This is a genomic window from Shewanella sp. ZOR0012 (assembly GCF_000798835.1).
Taxonomy (GTDB): Bacteria; Pseudomonadota; Gammaproteobacteria; order Enterobacterales; family Shewanellaceae; genus Shewanella; species Shewanella xiamenensis.
The window spans coordinates 1-698 of sequence record NZ_JTLE01000015.1 but is presented as its reverse complement, the minus strand read 5'-3'; the positions used below and the strand labels follow the sequence as shown (position 1 = coordinate 698).

Annotated in this window: 1 protein-coding gene; it reads right to left on the bottom strand. The window is 46.6% G+C overall.

Features of this window, described 5'->3' with window-relative positions:
• The coding region (locus L976_RS00360; protein ID WP_047532940.1) for an IS110 family transposase at positions 1-698 on the bottom strand (698 nt) is incomplete at both ends.

Below are 698 nucleotides of genomic sequence, written 5' to 3'. Positions count from 1 at the left end.
CGATACTCTTCCTCACGCGCCGCGATAACCCATGCCATTCTCGCGAGTTTATTGGCGACGGCCACACAGGCTCGATTAAAACCTCGGCGCTCTGCTAACTGTATTGCCCAGCAGCTAAATTTATCCTGTTTATGACAACTGTGCTGCAACACCGCTCTGGCGCCGTGAATAAACAGGGTACGTAAATACGCATTTCCCCGCTTGCTTATCCCAAGGAGGTTATCTTTACCTCCGCTGCTGTGTTGCTTGGGAACCAAGCCACACCAAGCTGAAAAGTGTCTACCATTACTGAAGTCTTTACCCTCTCCAGCAGCCGCATAAAAGGCCGTAGCGGTGACGGGACCAATACCTGGGATAGTCTCTAAACGCTGGCAAATCACATTGTTTTTCGTTTCAGTGAGTACTTGGGTATCACAATCCTTAAGCCGTCTTTCTATATCTGTAAACTCTTCATATAACTGATAAAAAATTGTTCGACCTTTGGTAGTCAGCGCATTGGTTTCGTTAGTCAAAATCTCAGGAAACTGTACTTTAAAAGCCGATTTACTTTTGGCTATCACGATGCCGTATTCAGCTAACATACCTCGCACTTGGTTGATTAAGGCTGTTGATTGCTTAGTTAATCGTTCGCGCATTCGGTGGAGCAGTTGCACATCTTGCTGCTCGACGCTTTTGGGTTTTACAAACCGCATGTTGGG